This is a genomic window from Sporosarcina sp. UB5, from assembly GCF_050859005.1.
Lineage (GTDB): Bacteria > Bacillota > Bacilli > Bacillales_A > Planococcaceae > Sporosarcina.
The window spans coordinates 2,378,599-2,394,962 of record NZ_CP125984.1 but is presented as its reverse complement, the minus strand read 5'-3'; the positions used below and the strand labels follow the sequence as shown (position 1 = coordinate 2,394,962).

Here is a 16,364-nt window from a genome sequence, read left to right as displayed (position 1 = left end):
CCCCCATGCCTCGAAAAAAATAAATAAACATTATAAATAGTAAATATAACTATATTTCACATTAAACAAATTAGTTCAAAAGACTACTAATCAAATAAAGAGACCCTGCGACTATTCTCTTCCTGTCATTCTCTCTTCTTAGTATTATAGTATCATCTTCCAGTTTTGTCACCCTTTTTCTATTATACTGACAACTAGACATTAATTCATCCCCGGTTGCAGCTTGCGGATGTGGAAATGAGATGAATATGAAGGATGCAGCAACCGGAATTAATTCATCAAGCGTGTTTTTTATGTCTTTTGTTTTTAACATACCGATAACAAAATCAACTTTTTCGCCTGGAAATTCCGATTTAATCGTCTCGGTTAGCATTTTGGCAGCGGCTGGGTTATGTGCCCCATCAACATAGACACCTTCTGCAATTTGTTGGAATCGGTATGGTAAAGAAGCTGTCGCAACCCCTTTTGCAATAGATCTTTCATTCAACGTTACACCCGCTTGTAGCAATGACTCGATTGCAAGTGCTGCATTTATCGCTTGATGAGGCCCTATCATCGTACGCTTTCCGATTGACACATGAGTTTTTTTGCTAATGAACTCGTCTTGAACGACCGAGAAACCATTTCCATATCTAACTAATTTACTGTTCGCACTAGATGCCTTCTCATGAATAACATGCATCGCCTCGTTTTGCAATGGCCCAACGACTATAGGCGTGTCCTCTTTAATGATCCCTGCCTTATGATAAGCAATTTCCTCAATCGTCTCGCCAAGAAAGCCGACATGGTCTAACGCGATCGATGTTATCGTACAGACGAGTGGCTTAACGACATTCGTACTATCCATGCTCCCTCCCATACCACATTCGAGCAGAACATAATCCGGTGCTATCCTTTCAAAAGTGATAAATGCCGCAACTGTCAACAATTCAAAGTCTGTCAACGTACCGCTAAGGCCTGCTTCTTTCATAACTACGAACGTCTTGTCCATTTCTTCAGGACTGATAGGCTCGCCATTTATGCGGATTTGGTCATGTACGTCGACTAACGCAGGAGATGAAAAGACACCTGTTGTAAATCCGCTCTCTCTTAAAATAGATTCCATAAAAGCAATCGTCGAACCTTTTCCGTTCGTACCCGTAACATGAATTACTTGCAAGCTCTTTTCAGGATTCCCAACTTTTGAAAGCGCAGCACGAATACTATCGAGCCCCGGTTTAATTACATCGTCACTATCGACTTCAAAACGCTCTTTATATTCATCAAATTTCGGAATCAAAACACTCGCCCCTTATGGTAAAATCAGCATAGGTTAAGTATATCACGGCCGGAGGGAACGATATGAAAAAATGTTGGGTCATTTATAACGGAAGTTTGACGAGCGATAAATTCCGCGATCAGGCGGAACTTGTGAAAGATGCTGCTATTCGAGCAGGTGTGGCAGCAACAGTGAAGAGAAATTATGAAGTGCAAATGGCCCTGAGTGAAAAGCTTGAAGAACGTCCCGATTTTGTCGTATTTCTCGACAAGGATATCCTTCTTGCGACGTTTTTGAAAAATGCAGGCATTCCCGTCTTCAATGACCCCGAAGTAATTGAGACGTGTGATAATAAAGCAAAACAGTATATCCAACTGGCAAAAAATAATATTGCGATGCCGAAAACAATTATTGCACCTAAAGTGTATCCGAAGTTTACAATTGAAGGATCAGGCTATTATGAAAAGGTTATTGAAAAGCTAGGCTTCCCAATGATTATTAAAGAAGGACACGGTTCCTTTGGGATGAAAGTGTACTTAATTGAAACAGAAGAAGACTTCTATGTGAAAGTGGACGAACTGCGTGGAGTCGATTATGTATTTCAACAGTTCATTGCTACGAGTAGGGGACGGGATATACGCGTAAATATTGTCGGGGGTGAAGTTGTCGCGGCGATGCATCGTTTTTCTGAAACCGATTTCCGGGCAAATATTACGAATGGCGGAGAAGCTAGCGTTATTGAACTAACTCTAGAACAAAAAGAATTAGCAATCCGTGCAGCTGAAGCAGTCGGTGCTGAATTTGCTGGAGTCGATCTGTTGTTTGGGGAAAATGAAGCACCGCTCGTCTGTGAAGTGAATGCTGCTGCACACATCCGTAATATTTACAACGTAACCGGCATTAATGTCGCTGATCGAATGATAAGCTATATTTTAAGGAAATTAGGATGAAGGGATATGTGTATTATTCCGCGACGGAAGCGGAACGTAATCGAGCATTTATCGATGATTTGATGACCCATGCACAGAAATCATATATTGAACTAGTACTGCTACTGGACGATGAGCAACCGATGGATGACGCGGATTTTATTATATTCCGCGATCGAAATGGTGAGCTATCGGAAAAATGGGAGTCTGCAGGATTTCAAGTAATTAATCGATCAGACGTTAATAAGATTGCTAACGATAAATTGAAGACTTTTGAATTTGCTACTTTGTTAGGCGTATCTGCTGTGCAGACGAAGGAATTCAAATCGTTAGTAGACCTCCCTCCCCTACCTGTTGTTTTAAAAACAACTGATGGCCATGGTGGGAATGAAGTATTTCTTTGTACTACGAAAGAAGAAGTAGAACAGTTTCTCTCTAAATTTGCTAGTAGAAAGTTAATAGTACAGCCGCACATCGAATCCAATTCTACGGACGTACGAGTGTTTATGCTCGGGGAGAACATTTTAGGAGCGGTTAAGCGGACAGGAAGGGGTTCCTTCAAGTCGAATTATACGCTCGGCGGTTCCGTAGAGAAGTATACACTCTCCTCTTGGCAGGAGGATGAAGTGCGTAAAATTGCTAAAGCTTTAAAAAGTGATTATATCGGTATCGATTTTCTTTTATTGCCAGACGGCGGTTGGATGCTGAATGAAATCGAAGACCCTGTCGGCGCAAGATCACTTTATGTGACCCATGACTTTTCGGTTGCCGAAAAGGTGATGGATTATGTAAGGAAGAAATTAGAAGGTTATAAGCACCCACACAATTAACTATACAAAAAGAGTTGGTCAACTCCTATTTAGGAGGACCAACTCTTTTTATGCTTGCATTAAATCTCTTGTAATTCCTCAATACGGCGTTCGACTGCTGCTTTTTTCTCCAAGTAGTCTTTCTCTTTCGCGCGTTCTTCTTCAACTACTGCTTCAGGAGCTTTTGAAACGAATCGCTCATTAGACAACTTCCCTTGGACGCGTTTCACTTCGCTTTCCCATTTCGCCAATTCCTTCTTCAATCGCTCGATCTCTTCGTCAATATTAAGCAATCCTTCAAGCGGAAGGAATAGTTCAGCTCCTGTAATAACAGCTGACATCGATTTGCCCGGCGCTGAAATGCCGACTCCAATTTCAAGCGTTTCCGGATTACAGAATCGCTCGATATAGTTGCGGTTCGCTTCCAAAACGGAAACAGTTGTTTCGTCTTTCCCTGCAATGTAAAGCGGAACTTTTTTGCTCATCGGCGTATTTACTTCCGCACGGATGTTACGGACCGCATGGATAAGGTCGACGAGCAACTTCATATCCGATGCTTTTTCCTTATCCGTCAATGCAGGATCAGCTACTGGCCATGCCGCCACTGTAATTGACTCCCCTTCATGAGGAAGGTTTTGCCAAATCTCTTCCGTAATGAACGGCATGAACGGATGCAAGAGGCGCATCGTGTTATCGAGAACGTAAGCGAGAACTGAACGAGTCATTTTCTTCGCCGCTTCATCTTCTCCGTACAATGGCAATTTCGCCATTTCAATATACCAGTCACAGAAGTCATCCCAAATGAAATTGTAGAGCGCACGGCCAACTTCACCGAATTCATATTTCTCGGCAAGTTTCGTCACTTGCTCAATCGTTTCATTCAAACGTGTAAGGATCCATGTATCCGCTACAGATTTTTCACCAGAAAGGTCGATTTCATCATACGTCATGCCATCCATATTCATTAAAGCGAAGCGAGATGCATTCCAAATCTTGTTTGCGAAGTTCCAGATTGCTTCTACTTTTTCCGTTGAATAACGTAGATCCTGACCTGGTGAAGACCCAGTTGCTAAGAAATAGCGCAATGCGTCTGCACCGTATTTGTCGATTACTTCCATCGGATCGATTCCGTTCCCAAGTGATTTCGACATTTTTCGGCCATCTTCAGCACGAACAAGCCCGTGAATTAATACATCTTTAAATGGACGCTGATCCGTGAATTCAATTCCTTGGAAAATCATTCGGGATACCCAGAAGAAAATAATGTCGTATCCAGTTACGAGTGCATCTGTCGGGTAATAGCGCTTGAACTCTTCATTGTCGATATCCGGCCAGCCCATCGTTGAGAACGGCCATAACGCAGATGAGAACCAAGTGTCGAGGACATCTTCCTCTTGCTTCCAGTTTTCGATATCTAGAGGCGCTTCGTGGCCGACATGGATTTCTCCAGTCTCTTTATGGTACCAAGCAGGAATACGGTGTCCCCACCATAACTGACGTGAAATACACCAGTCGTGAATATTTTCCATCCAGTTTAAATATGTCTTTTCAAAACGTTCTGGTACGAAATTCACTTTCCCTTCAGATTGCTGAAGTTTAATCGCTTCTTCTGCAAGTGGCGCCATTTTAACGAACCATTGTGTTGACAAATACGGCTCAACGACAGCCCCACTACGTTCTGAATGGCCTACTGAGTGCAAGTGGTCCTCAATTTTGAATAGAACACCACTCTCCTGCAAGTCTTTAACGATCGCTTTCCGGCATTCGAAGCGGTCCATTCCTTCGTACTTGCCTGCAAGTTTATTCATGCTACCGTCTTCATTCATAACGAGAACACGAGGCAAGTCATGACGGTTGCCGATTTCAAAGTCATTCGGGTCATGAGCAGGTGTAATCTTAACAGCGCCACTTCCAAATTCCATGTCGACATAATCATCTGCGACAATCGGAATTTCTCGTCCAACAATCGGCAGTTTAACCATTTTTCCGATCAAATGTTTATAACGCTCATCTTCCGGATGAACAGCTACCGCAGTATCGCCTAGCATCGTTTCAGGACGTGTCGTAGCAATTTCAATGCTACCCGTTCCGTCTGCCAGTGGATAACGCATATGATAGAATGCACCGTTAACATCTTTATGGATTACTTCGATATCGGAAAGTGCCGTTTTCGTAGCCGGATCCCAGTTAATAATATACTCACCACGGTAAATATATCCCTTCTCGTAAAGCTTGACGAATACTTCACGGACCGCTTTTGATAATCCATCATCTAACGTGAATCGCTCTCTCGAATAATCAAGCGCGAGACCTAACTTCGCCCATTGCGCCCGAATATGGCCAGCGTATTCATCTTTCCATTTCCATGTTTCTTCAAGGAATTTTTCTCGGCCAAGATCGTAGCGAGATTTCCCTTCTTCACGAAGTTTTTCTTCAACCCTTGCCTGTGTCGCAATGCCCGCGTGGTCCATTCCTGGTAGCCATAAGGCATCATACCCTTGCATCCGCTTCATTCGGATGAGAATATCTTGCAATGTCGTATCCCAAGCATGCCCTAAATGGAGCTTACCAGTGACGTTCGGCGGTGGAATGACGATCGTATATGGCTCTTTCCCGCTTTCAGGCTGCGCTTCGAAGTACTTCCCTTTTAGCCACCATTCATAACGGCCCGCTTCAGTCGACTGCGGCTCATATTTCGTTGGCATTGACAAATTTTCTGTTGACATATGAACTCCTCCTCATTACTTACACTTACAACTAAAAATAAAAGTGAAAACAAAAAAACTCCATTCGTCAAAAAGGACGAAGGAGTTATCCGTGGTACCACCTTTATTCGCGCAAACAAAAAACGTTTGCACCTCAATAATAAATAACGGTTTCAAACCGGCTTCCGCTACTCGAATTTCACGAAAACTGCTCCCGGGTGACTTTCCACAAAATCATTTATAGGCCCTCCCACCGATGGCGCCCTCTCTTGGATAAATGAAAATCGCGTACTTTCCCGTTCAAAGCATCATTATATAGTTATGAGTATTATATTCGATTAGAGGAGATTTCGTCAAGTATATTACGAAAGGAAGGTAGTATGAGAAAGGGATACAATCCCTATTTATTGCCACCGTGGTTACGGAAAACAAGGTTTTACTGTAAAGGAATTATCATCCCAATTGCTGTTTTTCAATTAATTAGGCTTTTAATCGTTCCTACGACTGGCGATTTCCTTCTATTATGCGCCCTCGGAGGATTAGCTTTCCTCCTTTACAAAGATATCATTTGAACGGAACCGCGTCGTCGTCCACTCATCCGGCAACGCTGCAATGTATGACAGTATATCATCCTGGTTATCCGATGCGCTGCTGTCATGCGTCGCAGTCGTATGGGATGCATGGACAGGCTCCGAAATAACCTGTTTTTGCGTATCGGCAGACTGACTAAATTTAGAAGCTTGATCGTTTTGTTTTTGCTGTTGAATTACCGCTTTCTCTTTACTATCTGCTTCATTGCCTGCAGTTTCTTTACTAACAGTTTGATCGGAAGGCGCCTGCCCATACATGCAGTTCACATTCCAAGCAACCGTAAACGAACCTTGTCCGTCAAAAGTCGATTTGATATCAGTCGCTTCAATATGCAATGGGTGCTCGACTTCTGGTGGCAAATCGATATATAGCGGTACTGCATATTCAAAATAACCTGTTGCCCCGTCAAGCTCCACATCATCGACGAAGGTAGCATCTTCGGGGATTGCCTCGCTTCGTTGCCCTTCTGTAAAGTCGACTTTTGCAGCGATGTGATAAATGCCAGATAGCCGGACCGCATCATCAGACCGTTTTTCCGTGAATCCCGCTTTCACTTTAACAAGACGTGCATCTTTCGGCACTCCAACATTCTCTGGGAAATAAAATACCTCTTCCATATTCCACTGTAACTTTTTCATTCCATTTTCCCTCCCCTGTTTCATTCACTTGCCATTATATGCATCACTCAGCATTCGTAGAATAAAAAAACACCACCCATCGTCGACAATTCGACAATGGATGGTGTAGGATTATCGCGCCAATTGGGCGAAGACTTTGTGGAATGCTTGAACTGTCTGTTCGATATGCTCCTCCGTATGGGCGGAGGAAAGGAACATGCCTTCAAATTGGGATGGCGGCAAGAAGATTCCTTCTTCCGCCATTAAGCGGAAGTATTCCGCGAACAGTTCCAAATCGGAAGTTTTCGCTTTATCATAATTGAACACTTTTTCATTCGTGAAGAAGAATCCAATCATCGAGCCAGCCCGGTTTACAGTATGCGGAATATTGTATTTCTCCGCCGCTTCACGGAAGCCAGCCTCTAGTAAATCACCGAGCTTTTTGAAATGATCATAAGAAGCTGGCGTCAACTTTTTCAACGTTTCAATGCCCGCTGTCATCGCAAGTGGATTTCCGGATAATGTACCTGCTTGATAAACAGTTCCAGCCGGCGCAACATTTTCCATAATTTCGCGTTTTCCACCATATGCTCCGACAGGCAAACCGCCGCCAATTACTTTACCGAGGCACGTAAGATCTGGAGTAATTCCAAAGTAGCCTTGTGCACAATTATAATCTACACGGAAGCCAGTCATAACTTCATCAAAAATAAGCAACGTACCGTTCTTCTCGGTCAATTCACGCAATCCCTCAAGGAAACCTGGCTCCGGTGGGACTACTCCCATGTTTCCGGCAACTGGTTCAACGATGACGCCTGCTAGATCGTCTCCGAACTGCTCAAATGCAGCGTGGACGCCATCCATATCATTGTACGCGACTGTTATCGTGTTCTTCGCAATGCCTTCCGGAACTCCCGGGCTATCCGGCAAGCCAAGCGTTGCGACCCCAGATCCCGCTTTAATGAGAAGTGAATCGCCGTGGCCATGGTAGCAACCTTCAAATTTTAAAATCTTGTTGCGTCCTGTATATCCACGAGCTAAACGTAATGCACTCATCGTCGCTTCTGTCCCTGACGAAACCATGCGGACAACCTCGATGGAAGGTACACGGTCAATAACAATTTTCGCAAGTTCATTTTCTAACAATGTAGGCGCTCCGAAGCTTGTACCTGTCTCGGCAACTTTCTTAATGCCTTTTACGACATCAGGATCTGCGTGACCTAAAATTAGAGGTCCCCATGAAAGGACATAGTCGATGTATTCATTGCCATCGATATCCTTAATAATTGGTCCTTTTCCACTTTCCATGAAAATCGGATCCATATTAACCGATTTAAAAGCGCGAACAGGAGAGTTCACGCCCCCTGGCATTACTTTTACTGCTTCCGTAAACGCTTGCTTCGATTTTTCATAACTATTGCCCATTCATTTTCCCTCCAGCCAACGCGCTGCGTCCTTTGCATGATACGTCATAATAAGGTCCGCACCTGCGCGTTTCATACTTGTCAAAGTTTCTAATACAATTTCTTGTTCATTAATCCAGCCGTTTTGTGCGGCTGCCTTCACCATTGAATATTCACCGCTCACATTGTATGCGACGACAGGAAGAAGGACGTTGTTTTTCACATCACGCATAATATCCAAATACGACAAAGCTGGCTTGACGATTAGGAAATCCGCACCTTCTATGACATCCGATTCCGCTTCACGAAGTGCTTCCATCCGGTTAGCTGGGTCCATCTGGTACGTCTTACGGTCTCCAAACTGTGGTGCCGATTCAGCAGCATCGCGGAATGGACCGTAGTATGCAGAAGCGTATTTGACCGCATAGGACATAATCGGAATATTTTCGAAGCCCGCTTCATCAAGCGCTTGCCTAATGGCGACGACGAAACCATCCATCATATTGGATGGTGCGATTATGTCTGCACCTGCTTTCGCTTGGCTAACCGCGGTTTTTGCCAACAGGTCGAGGGATGGATCATTTAATACGTCGGCGTCATGCACGACCCCACAATGTCCATGGTCTGTATACTCGCATAAACAAGTATCAGCAATGACGACGAGCTCTGGATGCTTTTCCTTAATGAGACGTGTTGCACGCTGGACAATTCCTTCGTCATCAAAAGCCCCCGTACCCTTCGCATCTTTCTCAGCGGGAATACCGAAAAGGATGACAGCAGGAATGCCTAATGAAACGACTTCCTCCACTTCTTCCATTAAACGGTCTAGTGACAATTGGTGAATGCCTGGCATTGACCTAATTTCATTTTTCACATTCTCGCCTTCAATGACGAACATCGGATAAATAAAATCCTCTTTACGCAAAATTGTTTCCCTCACCATTGAGCGTATTGTTGATGAGTTGCGTAGTCGACGATTACGTCGAAATTGCAATTGGGTCATTGGATTTCTTCCTTTCGTCTCGCCAACGCAATGACGAGTTCCTTAAGAGTGTAAATTTCAGGCTTCACATCGACTTTAGCGCCTGCATGGTGTAATGCCTTTTCAGTAACATGTCCAATCGCACCGATGAAATAGCCTTCCCAACCAACAACTGGAACTACGCCTTCCTCAAAGACACGTACCGCTGAAGGACTGGCAAATAAGACGGTGCTGTTTTTCGATGTTTGCAGCATTTCAATAATTGATTGTACTGAATTTAGTTTGGTTACTGTTTCATAGACCGTCCATTCCTCGACTTGAAAGGGCAGCTCTTCCCGGATAATAGTTCCGGCAAGGTTCCCTTTTATGAACAGGACGCGAAGCTTCCGGTCTTCCGATGGTTTAAATTGTTTTACAAAAACATCGGCGCTAAAGATAGACGGAATGAATTCGACAGTGAAACCAATCTTCTCCAATGCAGCAGCAGTCTGTGTACCGACAGCAGCTATTTTAGATGGAATTTGTTGAGATGTCATGTGGAAACGATCCATTTTCGAATGAAATGCTTTTACAGCACTTTGGCTTGTAAAGATTAACCAATCAAAATCGATACATCGCTTCAGTTCTTTTTCATCGGTCAAATCCTCGATTTCATTCACTTCAATAAGCGGCATAGAGTAAGGTGTACCTCCATACTGCCTGACGAGATCGAAAACATCTAGCGACTTCGGCGTCCCCGTGAAAATGACGGCTTCTCCTTGTAACGGACCTACTTCAGGCATCCAATTCCGCCTTCACTTTCTCAATTACTTCTGAAGCCCCTTCAGCACGCAAAGCCGATGCGACAGACTTTCCAACTTCGACAGCATCTGTACCCCGTACCGTTTTCTTGAAAACTTGTTTCGCATCCGGAGAAGCGATGAATCCTGTAAACTCGATCTCTTCACCATCGTACTCCGCAATGCCGGCGATCGGTACTTGGCAAGACCCATCCATTTCGGAAAGGAATGTCCGTTCTGCCTCGACTTCCAACCATGTTTTATCATCAGATATTTCCTTTAGTGCTGCAAGCAGTTCGTCATCGTCACTTCTGCATTCAATCGCCAATGCACCTTGTCCGATAGCGGGAATACAGTCTTCAATTGACAAATATTCAGTAACGACATCGTCGCTCCAACCGATCCGTTTTAAGCCCGCGGCAGCGAGAATGATCGCATCGTATTCTCCTTCGTTCATCTTCTTGAGGCGTGTATCGATATTCCCGCGAATCCATTTTATTTCAATATCCGGACGGAGCATGAGTAGCTGAGAACTGCGTCGAAGGCTCGATGTACCAACGACCGCTCCTACCGGCAGGTCCATAAATTTCACATGCCCCTTCGATATAAATGCATCTCGAGCATCGACCCGTGGTGGAATACAACCAATCATCAATCCTTCCGGAAGAGCTGCAGGCATATCCTTCATACTGTGAACAGCAAAGTCAATCTCCTTATCGAACAGAGCTTGTTGGATCTCCTTAACGAATAATCCCTTTCCTCCTACTTTAGAAAGCATTACGTCTAAAATTCTGTCGCCCTTTGTAACAATTTCCTTTACCTCGAATTCAAAAGGCGCACCCGCAGCTTTCATCTGGTCAATGAACCAATTTGTCTGTGTTAAGGCGAGCTTGCTCCTTCTTGAGCCTACGATAATTTTTCTCAAAATGATTTTCCTCCCAATTGTTGTGCTTTCTCACTGTCAAATCCAAAAATGGAATTGCGATAATCTGCTTCCAAGAAAAAAGTTGATAATGACAAAAAGAAAAGCGAAGACATTCGCCCATGCAAAATCGTTCGCTGTCACACTACCTCTTCTTTGCAAAAACAATACTAAACTATAAAGGATAATAACGAGGAAAGACCCGATAATTTTCATGTCGGAAATCGACCAATCATCTAATGCTACAATCGCCCATTGTATTCCAAGTACGAGGCTAATGAATAGCACTGGAATTCCTGTATAAATTGATGCTTTCATCCCTGATAATGATTGTTGGAGGGATGGTAAACGACCGAATTGCTTTGTCCACTTTTTCTGCTTCAGCACTTTATAGACGAGCAAATACAGAATGGCAAAAACGAAAGACATCGCAAATGCTGCGTACGATAAAATCGCAAATGTAATATGTATAAAAAGCAATTCCGATATAAGTGATTCACCGACTGGGGATTTCTCAATCTGAGTCGGCGCGAATGTATAAATGGTCATGAATATGAAGCCAATGACATTTAAAAAGAAAACAGCGAACCCGACCTTTGAAAATGCTTGGAGAATCATTGATAGCGATATAAGGAGCCAAGCATAGAAATATACCCCTTCATAAAGGGATAGGACCGGGAATCGCTGTGTGTCAATCGCCCGAGCTATTAGAAAACTGCTTTGCATTAAATAGACAACCGTCAAAATCCAAAAAGCACTACGTCGGGCGAGTTTATTATTATTTAAATAATCAATGAAGTAAAATACGAGGCTCACCGCATACAGGACGACGATCACTTCGTGGAATCTCGCCATAGTCATTTCGGCCATGATGCAACCTCTGCCTTTCACATAAATATATAGCGACTCATTATACTTCGGCTAATTCAGACGTACTGGAAATTGATTTCGCTTCTACACGGACAACATCTTCTTCCTCGCTGTTCTCAACCAATCCGAATATTTGCTTGAACAAGGCCAGTTTTTCATCTGCCTGCCCGTCCAATGCAAGCTCTTTAGCTTGTAGAATCGGTTCCTTTAGCATTTGGTTTATGATTGACTTCGTATGTTTGTTCAAAAGTTTCTTTTCGCGTTCGGTTAAGTTCGGCATTTTATTTTCAATACTTGTCATCGTCTGTGCCTGAATATGGAGCGCTTTTTCCCGTAACGCGGAAATAACCGGTACGACACCTAACGTCGCAATCCATTCCTTGAACTCAACAATCTCCTCTTCAATCATCAAACCGATTTCTTCAGCAGCACGTTTACGCTCCGCTAAGTTCGCTTCGACGATTCCTTGCAAGTCATCAATGTCGTATAGGAAAACATTCGGTAAATCACCAATTCGAGGATCTAAATCTCGAGGAACCGCGATATCTACCATAAAGATCGGTTTTCCTTTACGTAGTTTTTCAACATATTGCATCATTTCAAAGTCAATAACAAAATCAGTGGCGCCCGTAGAGCTAATTAACACGTCCGCTTCCAATAATGTGCATTGCAATTCCTGCATTGACTTAGCGACGCCTCCAAATTGATTTGCCATCTCTTCCGCCGTAGAAAGTGTACGATTGACGACAGTCACTTTGCCGGCTCCGCTGCCGTGCAAGTTCTTCATCGCCAACTCACCCATCTTCCCAGCTCCAAGGATGGCTATGTGCTTTCCATTCAATGATCCGAAAATTTTCTTTCCAAGCTCAACTGCCGCATACGATACAGAGACAGCATTATCAGCTATCGATGTTTCTGTATGTGCCCGCCTCGCAAGTGTAATCGACTTTTTAAATAGCTCATTGAAGACTGTTCCTGTCGTCCCGATATTTTGCCCCTCAAGGAAACTGTTACGGACTTGTCCTAAAATTTGAGTTTCGCCTAGTACCATCGAATCGATCCCTGCTGATACACGCATCAAATGTTCAATTGCTGCATCATTTTCGTAGATGAGCAAGTGAGGGGATAAATCTTCAAGTTCCATGTCGAACCAATTTGCTAAAAAACGTTTTACATAGTAACGGCCAGTATGTAATTGATCAGCCACTGCATAAATTTCAGTGCGATTACAAGTAGAGATAATTACGTTTTCCAAAATACTTTTCTCTTTTTGCAATGCTTGCATCGCCTTCGGCAGTTCGGTTTCTACAAAAGATAATCGTTCCCGAATTTCTACTGGAGCCGTCCGGTGATTGACACCGACCACGATTGTATACATAAGGTGTTCACACCTCTCCCGTTCTTTTTAACAATTATGATTATAACATATTCTATTTTATGAAACGGAGAACTTTGTGACTAACTGTTGAATTATCAACGGTTCAATCCCCGTTTTTGTAATAATTCTAATACAATTATGTTTTTAAAAATGAAAAACCGGATGAACGTTAATTTCATCCGGATTACGATTACATTCTATTTTCAATTTCACGCCATGCTTCATCCATCCCAATCCCTTTTTCTGATGAGAAAAGGACTAACGGATCTCCAGCACGCATATTCAATTCATTTCTAACGATTTTCTTATGTTTCTCCCATTTGCCCTTCGGAATTTTATCCGCCTTCGTCGCAATGACAATCGTCGGAATATCGTAATGGCCTAAGAAGTCATACATAAGGCAATCGTCTGTAGTCGGCGGATGTCTTAGATCAACTATGAGAACAACTGCGCGCAGGTGCTCACGACCGGTCATATACCTTTCGATCATTTTCCCCCATGCTTCTCGCTCCGACTTCGACACTCTCGCATACCCATAACCCGGAACATCGACAAAAAACAATTTCTCTTCAATTTTATAGAAATTCAACGTTTGGGTCTTTCCCGGCTTCGATGACGTACGCGCTAAGCTTTTTCGTCCAATCATTTTATTAATAAATGAAGATTTGCCTACATTTGAACGGCCTGCCAAAGCAAATTCTGGATACCCATCATCTGGGTACTGCTCAGGTTTAACCGCACTTATTACCATTTCAACTTGATTGACTTTCATTTGGCAACCTCCTCTAATGCGTATGCCAATACTTCTTCAGCGTCCGAGACAAGCTTAAATGTCAGCTCGCTACGTACACTTTCTGGTATATCCTCTATGTCTCGCTCATTGGCAATCGGCAAGATGATCGTCGTCAAGCCTGCGCGATGCGCACTCAAAGACTTTTCCTTCACGCCCCCAATTGGCAACACTCTGCCACGAAGCGTAATTTCACCCGTCATCCCGACTTCGCGACGAATAGGCCGTTTCGTTAAGGCAGAAACGAGCGCTGTCGCAATCGTCACACCTGCTGACGGTCCGTCTTTCGGGACTGCACCTTCCGGAACGTGAATATGGATGTCGCTTGATTCATGGAAATTCGGGTCAATATGAAAGTCCTCAGCCTTCGACCTAACGTAAGATAATGCAGTTTGGGCTGATTCCTTCATAACATCACCCAATTTACCGGTCAATATGAGTTTACCTTTACCAGGAGACAAGGAAACCTCGATTTGCAGCGTATCGCCACCGACAGTCGTATAGGCTAAACCAGTTGCTACACCGATTTGATTTTTCGTTTCTGCTTGTCCATACGTATGCTTTCTTTTTCCTAATAGCGTTTCGAGTGTATTAACGCTCACTGTAACACTCTTCTTCTCTCCAATTACAATTTGCTTCGCTGCTCTTCTGCAAATTCTTGCGATTTCCCTCTCCAAACCGCGTACGCCCGCTTCACGTGTATAATAACGGACAATATTGCGGATCGCCTCGTCATTAAAGCGTACTTGCGACTTCGTTAACCCATGCTCCTTCAACTGTTTCGGAATGAGATGATTTTTTGCAATGGACCGCTTTTCAAGTTCCGTATACCCCGGAATAGAGATGACCTCCATTCGATCCCTTAAAGGACCTGGGATGGAGCTCAAATCGTTTGAAGTTGCGACGAATAGAACATTAGATAAATCGTATGGCTCTTCGATATAGTGGTCACTAAACGTTGAATTCTGTTCTGGATCAAGAACTTCCAACATCGCCGATGACGGGTCTCCTCTAAAGTCATTAGACATCTTATCAATTTCGTCAAGTAGGAATACAGGATTAATTTTCCCTGCTTTTTTCATACCTTGAATTATACGGCCAGGCATTGCACCGACGTACGTGCGGCGATGTCCTCTTATTTCAGATTCATCTCGCACTCCCCCTAATGAAATTCGGACAAATTCACGGCCTAACGATTCCGCAATTGAACGAGCTAAAGACGTCTTCCCGACTCCTGGAGGTCCATCGAGACAAAGGATTGGCCCCCGCAACGAATTTGTCAATTGACGGACGGCGAGGTATTCCAATATACGTTCCTTGACTGAATCGAGACCTTCGTGATCACGGTTCAGTATTTCTTCAGATCGTTTAATATCGAGCTGATCCTTCGATGCGTCTGACCACGGCAATGAGATGAGCCAATCAATATAATTCCGGATCACGCCACTTTCAGCGGATGCGGAATGAACTTTTTCATATCGGTCTAATTCACTCATTGCAGCTCGCTTCACGTTTTCAGGCATACCAGCTTCTTCTATTTTTCGCGTCAACTCAACGACTTCGATGCTTTTTCCATCTTTATCGCCTAACTCTTTTTGGATCGCTTTCATCTGCTCACGCAAATAGAACTCCTTTTGCGTACGTTCCATCGCTTCTTTTACTCGAGTGTTTATTTTCCGTTCAAGCTTAAGAATCGCTTGCTCATCATGAAGTTTATTAATTAAAAACTCCAACCTCTTCTTAACATCTGTAATTTCCAAAATTTCCTGTTTGGCAGATAACTTTAACGGTAGATGGGACGCAATCATGTCCGCAAACCGTCCCGGCTCTTCGATAGTGACAATGGAGTCGAATGTCTCTTGAGACACTTTGGCAGAGTATTTCGTGTAATTTTCGAAGTAAGGACGTAAAGTTCGCATAAGAGCAATCGTTTCGGCATCAACTTTTGTAGCATCCGGAATACTTACCACATCTACGACAGGGTAGAGATCTGCCTCTTCATAGTTTGACCACTCAGCTCGCTCAATCCCTTCAATGTGAAGGCGGTAAGTTCCGTTATTCAGTTCTGTCAATGACTTCACATAAGCTAAAAGACCGATCTGATACAAGTCGGCTTCTTCTGGATTTTCAACGCTCGTATCCTTTTGGGAAGCAAGCATAATATAGTTGTCGTTCGCGATTGCATGTTCGACCGCGAATACGGAGCGCTCTCTCCCAACGTCAATATGTAAGACCATCGTCGGGTATACTAACATCCCGCGCAAAGGCAATAAAGGCACGTTCTGCTTTTTTCGATTCGACATGCGGAAGTCACCTCCATAAGTTATGTAT

General features: G+C 43.6%; 13 protein-coding genes and 1 other annotated feature. Of the genes, 2 read left to right on the top strand and 11 right to left on the bottom strand.

Features of this window, described 5'->3' with window-relative positions; translation table 11 throughout:
• Positions 1-70: 70 nt before the first annotated feature.
• Positions 71-1,279 carry a bifunctional folylpolyglutamate synthase/dihydrofolate synthase gene (locus QM454_RS12040; RefSeq protein WP_432358362.1) on the bottom strand — a complete coding sequence of 403 codons (1,209 nt, stop codon included), beginning with the start codon at positions 1,277-1,279 and terminating at the stop codon, positions 71-73.
• 62 nt (positions 1,280-1,341) lie between these two features.
• Between QM454_RS12040 and QM454_RS12035 the strand changes: the two genes are divergently transcribed.
• Together QM454_RS12035 and QM454_RS12030 are read left to right on the top strand one after the other, a co-directional pair.
• Complete coding sequence (locus QM454_RS12035; RefSeq protein ID WP_432358360.1) at positions 1,342-2,208, top strand: ATP-grasp domain-containing protein; 867 nt, start codon at positions 1,342-1,344, stop codon at positions 2,206-2,208.
• A gap of 8 nt (positions 2,209-2,216) precedes the next feature.
• Entirely contained in the window at positions 2,217-3,017 is an 801-nt protein-coding gene (locus QM454_RS12030; protein ID WP_432358358.1) for an ATP-grasp domain-containing protein, read from the top strand.
• 59 nt (positions 3,018-3,076) lie between these two features.
• Here QM454_RS12030 and QM454_RS12025 read toward each other — a convergent pair whose 3' ends face one another.
• The 10 genes from QM454_RS12025 to lon all read right to left on the bottom strand — a co-directional run bounded on the left by QM454_RS12025 (position 3,077) and on the right by lon (position 16,336).
• A complete protein-coding gene (locus QM454_RS12025) occupies positions 3,077-5,722 on the bottom strand; it encodes a valine--tRNA ligase (protein ID WP_432358357.1) in 2,646 nt (881 codons plus the stop codon).
• A 69-nt stretch (positions 5,723-5,791) separates the two neighbouring features.
• Positions 5,792-6,014: a binding site (T-box leader), on the bottom strand.
• A gap of 226 nt (positions 6,015-6,240) precedes the next feature.
• Entirely contained in the window at positions 6,241-6,930 is a 690-nt protein-coding gene (locus QM454_RS12020) for a hypothetical protein (RefSeq protein WP_432358355.1), read from the bottom strand.
• A 111-nt stretch (positions 6,931-7,041) separates the two neighbouring features.
• On the bottom strand, positions 7,042-8,334 hold the full coding sequence (hemL, locus tag QM454_RS12015; protein WP_432358354.1) for a glutamate-1-semialdehyde 2,1-aminomutase: 1,293 nt from the start codon (positions 8,332-8,334) through the stop codon (positions 7,042-7,044).
• Positions 8,335-9,315: a porphobilinogen synthase gene (hemB, locus tag QM454_RS12010; protein ID WP_432358352.1), complete on the bottom strand. Its 981-nt coding sequence runs from the start codon at positions 9,313-9,315 to the stop codon at positions 8,335-8,337.
• Positions 9,312-10,076 (bottom strand): uroporphyrinogen-III synthase, encoded by a 765-nt coding sequence (locus QM454_RS12005; RefSeq protein WP_432358350.1) that lies wholly within the window; start codon positions 10,074-10,076, stop codon positions 9,312-9,314. Before QM454_RS12005 ends, hemB begins: the two co-directional genes overlap by 4 nt.
• Positions 10,069-10,998 (bottom strand): hydroxymethylbilane synthase, encoded by a 930-nt coding sequence (gene hemC, locus QM454_RS12000; RefSeq protein ID WP_432358348.1) that lies wholly within the window; start codon positions 10,996-10,998, stop codon positions 10,069-10,071. Before hemC ends, QM454_RS12005 begins: the two co-directional genes overlap by 8 nt.
• A gap of 36 nt (positions 10,999-11,034) precedes the next feature.
• Positions 11,035-11,865 carry a cytochrome C assembly family protein gene (locus QM454_RS11995; protein ID WP_432358347.1) on the bottom strand — a complete coding sequence of 277 codons (831 nt, stop codon included), beginning with the start codon at positions 11,863-11,865 and terminating at the stop codon, positions 11,035-11,037.
• Between the two features lie 40 nt (positions 11,866-11,905).
• Positions 11,906-13,243 carry a glutamyl-tRNA reductase gene (gene hemA, locus QM454_RS11990; RefSeq protein ID WP_432358345.1) on the bottom strand — a complete coding sequence of 446 codons (1,338 nt, stop codon included), beginning with the start codon at positions 13,241-13,243 and terminating at the stop codon, positions 11,906-11,908.
• 190 nt (positions 13,244-13,433) lie between these two features.
• Positions 13,434-14,015, bottom strand: coding sequence for a ribosome biogenesis GTP-binding protein YihA/YsxC (gene yihA / locus QM454_RS11985; RefSeq protein WP_432358343.1), 582 nt, complete (start codon positions 14,013-14,015; stop codon positions 13,434-13,436).
• Positions 14,012-16,336 carry an endopeptidase La gene (lon, locus tag QM454_RS11980; RefSeq protein ID WP_432358341.1) on the bottom strand — a complete coding sequence of 775 codons (2,325 nt, stop codon included), beginning with the start codon at positions 16,334-16,336 and terminating at the stop codon, positions 14,012-14,014. Before lon ends, yihA begins: the two co-directional genes overlap by 4 nt.
• Positions 16,337-16,364: the final 28 nt, after the last annotated feature.